Raw genomic sequence first — 3,845 nt, forward strand, 5'->3', positions numbered from 1 at the left:
CAGCGGACCGGTGGCCGAGTCGGTCGCCGAGCTGGCCGTGGGGCTGGCGGGCGGCGGCGCGAAGGCGCCGGTCGCGGCGGCGGGCGGCACGCCCGACGGCGGCCTCGGGACCAGCGCCGAGCTGATCACCGAGGCGGCCCGCACGGTCGACCGCGGCGCGGGCGTGGCGGTCCTGGTGGACCTGGGCAGCGCCGTCCTGACGGTCAAGGCGCTGCTCGCCGAGGGTGACGAACTGCCTGAAGGCGCGCGCCTGGTGGACGCGCCGTTCGTGGAGGGCGCGGTGGCCGCCGTGGTCACCGCGTCGGCCGGCGCGGACCTGGACGCGGTAGCCGCGGCCGCCGGAGAGGCGTACTCCTACCGCAAGGAGTGAGCGACCCCGACACTCGCCGAGCCCGGCCGGTGCGGCGCCGAGAGGTGCGGCACCGGCCCGGTGGTGTACGCGGCCGGATCACCCGGCGCCGAGCGGCTCCCCGTCACGCGGCTCCCTGTCACGCTCTCCTGACACGACGGTCAGTAGCGTCATACCGTGCTCGCATGACGACGACGGTGACTGGTGGGGCGGACTTCTCGGCGCCGACCGGCGAGCGGTACTTCGAGGACTACGTTCCGGGGGCGGTGTACACGTACGGGAGCATCACGCTCGATGAGGAGGAGATCCTCGACTTCGCGCGGCGGTTCGATCCGCAGAGCTTTCATACGGATCCGGAGGCGGCGGCGGACGGGCCGTTCAAGGGCCTGATCGCGAGCGGCTGGCACACGAGTGCGGTGATGATGCGGCTTTACGCCGATCACTTCGTGAGCAAGGTGGCGAGCCTGGCGTCGCCCGGCGTGGACGAGCTGCGGTGGGTGCGGCCGGTGCGGCCGGGGGACGCGTTGTCGATCCGTACGACGATCCTGGACGCGCGGGTGTCCCGGTCCAAGCCGGACCGGGGCATCGTACGTACGGGGATCGAGGTGCTCAACCAGCGGGGCGAGCCCGTGATGACGCTGACGGCGATGAACTTCTTCGCCCGCCGCCCCTGAGGCCGCCGCCCCGAAGGCCGCCGCCACTGAGCACCGGCCGCGCGCCCCGCCGCCGGTCACGGCTTCAGCGACTCTCCAGGCGCAGCGTGACCTCCTCCTCCTGGTCGCCCGCCGCCGTGCCTGCGACCGACACGACGAAGGCGGGCAGCAGAGCCTTCCGCAGCTCGTCCACCGCCTGGTAGCCGCCCTGCAGCGAGATGGAGCAGGGGGCGGAGAGCTGGGTGGGACCCGGCATGTCGCGGGGCTGCTTCACCTCGAAGGTCGCGGTCCACACGCTCGGTCCCGCCCCGGTCGTCTCGTGGGGCACGTCGTCGGCCTCGCGGTCGGACGCGAAGGACGTCCGCAGCGCGCCGAAGATGGCCGCTGCGTCCTCCGGCCTGCATCCGCTGCATTCGACCGTGACCTCTGCCGCGTGTTCCGCCTGCGTCTCCTGGTGCGCGCTGTCCACTGTGCAACCTTCCTGTTCGAGCCGTACGCGGATACCGTCCCCTTCCAGGCTCACCCCGCGGCATCGCGTGTGCGACCGGAAGGGGCGGGTGTCTCTCGCATTGTCACTCGCCCAGCGGTACGGGGGCGAACACCCCGCGTTCCCGGGCGTGCTGCCCGGCACGGCCGCAGGCCGCCCCCTCCCCGGCATGGCCGCGGGCCGCACACCCCGGCCGGGAAGTGTGGGGCGCGGCCACATACGCGGCGTGGGCAGGGCTTCCTACCGTGTGGCGACATCGCACCGCCCTTTCCCGTCCCCTCTTCCATCCCCCTTCCCGGTCCGGAGTGAGACCATGTCCGCCACAGCGCACGTTCCACCCACCCCCGCCGGCCTGCGGCGCATCGTCGCCGCCAGCCTGATCGGCACCACCGTCGAGTGGTACGACTTCTTTCTTTACGGGTCGGCCGCCGCGCTGGTCTTCAACAAGCTGTTCTTCCCGGACTCGGATCCGCTGGTGGGGACGCTGCTGTCGTTCCTGACGTACGCGGTCGGGTTCGCCGCGCGGCCCATCGGCGCGCTGGTCTTTGGGCACTACGGCGACAAGCTCGGCCGCAAGAAGCTGCTGGTGCTGAGCCTGCTGATGATGGGCGGGGCGACGTTCGCGATCGGGCTGCTGCCCACGCACGCCACGGTCGGCTCGGCGGCGCCGCTGCTGCTGACGCTGCTGAGACTGGTCCAGGGCTTCGCGCTGGGCGGCGAGTGGGGTGGCGCCGTGCTGCTGGTGAGCGAGCATGGGGACGCGCGGCGGCGCGGCTTCTGGGCGTCCTGGCCGCAGACCGGCGCGCCGGCCGGGCAGCTGCTGGCGACCGGGGTGCTGGCGGCGCTGACCGCGCTGCTGTCGGACGCGGCCTTCGTGTCGTGGGGCTGGCGGGTGCCGTTCCTGCTGTCGGGCGTGCTGGTCGTGCTCGGGCTGTGGATCCGGTTGTCGGTGGACGAGTCGCCGGTGTTCAAGGCGGCGCTGGCGCAGGCGGCGGCGCGGAAGGGCGAGGAGCGGGCGGCCGAGAAGCTGCCGATCATCGCCGTCCTGCGGCACCACTGGCGGGACGTGCTGATCGCGATGGGCGCGCGGATGGCCGAGAACATCTCGTACTACGTGATCACGGCGTTCGTCCTGGTCTACGCCACGACCCACTCCGGGCTGTCCCAGCAGACCGCGCTCAACGCCGTACTGCTCGCCTCCGTGCTGCACTTCGCGGTGATCCCGGCGTGGGGCGCGCTCTCGGACCGGGTGGGGCGGCGCCCGGTGTACCTCATCGGGGCGCTGGGCGTGGCGGCCTGGGCGTTCCCCTTCTTCGCCCTCGTCGACAGCCGGAACTTCGGGCTGCTGCTGCTCGCGGTGACCGTCGGGCTGGTCTTCCACGGGGCAATGTACGCGCCGCAGGCGGCCTTCTTCGCGGAGATGTTCGCGACGCGGATGCGGTACTCGGGCGCATCGATCGGCGCCCAGTTCTCCTCGGTCGCGGCCGGCGCGCCCGCGCCGCTGATCGCCACCGCGCTGCTGGCGGACTACGGCAGCTCCACGCCGATCTCGCTGTACGTCATGGGCGCGGCGGTGCTGACACTGATCGCGCTGTACGCGGCCAAGGAGACCCGCCACCGGGACCTGGCGGCGATCGAGCCGGAGGCCGGGGCGGCCGGTGAGGGCGTACGGGCGGCGGAGGCGGGGAGGGGCTGAGGGGCCGAGCCGGGGGGCGGTGGCTGTACCGGCCTCCCGGCTAGGGGCCGGCCGGGGGGCGGTGGCTGTACCGGCCTCCCGGCTGTGGATAACGGGCCGGCTGTCAGGGGGGCGCGGTACCTTCACGGTGTGTGTGGTGGAGGTGGGGGAGGGGCCTTGCCACCGGTGGGAAGCTCTCCCAGTGGCTGGGGAGAGGGAGGGGCCCTGCCAGGAGTCCTAATCGCCGAGCGCCGACGACAACTGATGCAAGCGCAGCGCAAGTTGAAGCTCCAACGCGCGAGACGGCGACTGCCAGTCGGGGCCGAGGAGCCGGCCGATGCGGTCGAGGCGCTGGGCGACGGTGTTGACGTGTACGTGGAGGGCGTCCTTCGTACGGGCCGGGCTCATGCCGCTGTCGAAGTACGCGTGCAGCGTGCGCAGCAGGTCCGTGCCGCGGCGCGCGTCGTAGTCGGCGACCTCGCCGAGCGTGCGCCGGACGAACCCGTCCACGTCCCGGCCGTCGGCCAGCAGCAGGCCGAGGAAGCCGAAGTCCTCGGCGGCGGCGCCCTGTCCGGCGCGGCCGAGCACCCGCAGCGCCTCCCGGCAGCGGCGGGCCTGCGCGTAGGCGGCGGCGACGGTGGTGGGCGCCGCCGCCGGGGCCGGTACGGGCGCGGAGGCGCC

The 3,845-nt window shown here is 73.3% G+C and carries 5 protein-coding genes; 3 read left to right on the forward strand and 2 right to left on the reverse strand.

The genetic code is table 11. From position 1 onward, the window contains the following. Both ABT381_RS35335 and ABT381_RS35340 read left to right on the forward strand, forming a co-directional pair. On the forward strand, positions 1-370 hold a 370-nt coding region (locus tag ABT381_RS35335; RefSeq protein WP_351602088.1), incomplete at its 5' end, for a PTS-dependent dihydroxyacetone kinase phosphotransferase subunit DhaM. A 164-nt stretch (positions 371-534) separates the two neighbouring features. Further along, positions 535-1,023 (forward strand): MaoC family dehydratase, encoded by a 489-nt coding sequence (locus ABT381_RS35340; RefSeq protein ID WP_351602091.1) that lies wholly within the window; start codon positions 535-537, stop codon positions 1,021-1,023. Between the two features lie 64 nt (positions 1,024-1,087). Here the strand turns inward: ABT381_RS35340 and ABT381_RS35345 are convergent, their stop codons facing one another. Then, positions 1,088-1,471 carry a hypothetical protein gene (locus ABT381_RS35345; protein WP_351602094.1) on the reverse strand — a complete coding sequence of 128 codons (384 nt, stop codon included), beginning with the start codon at positions 1,469-1,471 and terminating at the stop codon, positions 1,088-1,090. Between the two features lie 331 nt (positions 1,472-1,802). On the opposite strand from ABT381_RS35345, the gene ABT381_RS35350 reads away from it, so the two are divergent. Next, entirely contained in the window at positions 1,803-3,185 is a 1,383-nt protein-coding gene (locus ABT381_RS35350) for an MFS transporter (RefSeq protein ID WP_351602097.1), read from the forward strand. Between the two features lie 216 nt (positions 3,186-3,401). On the opposite strand, the gene ABT381_RS35355 is transcribed toward ABT381_RS35350, so the two are convergent. Then, positions 3,402-3,845 (reverse strand): PucR family transcriptional regulator (locus ABT381_RS35355; RefSeq protein ID WP_351602100.1); only part of this gene is annotated, 444 nt, incomplete at its 5' end.

The organism is Streptomyces sp. NPDC000151 (genome assembly GCF_040301705.1).
GTDB lineage: Bacteria > Actinomycetota > Actinomycetes > Streptomycetales > Streptomycetaceae > Streptomyces.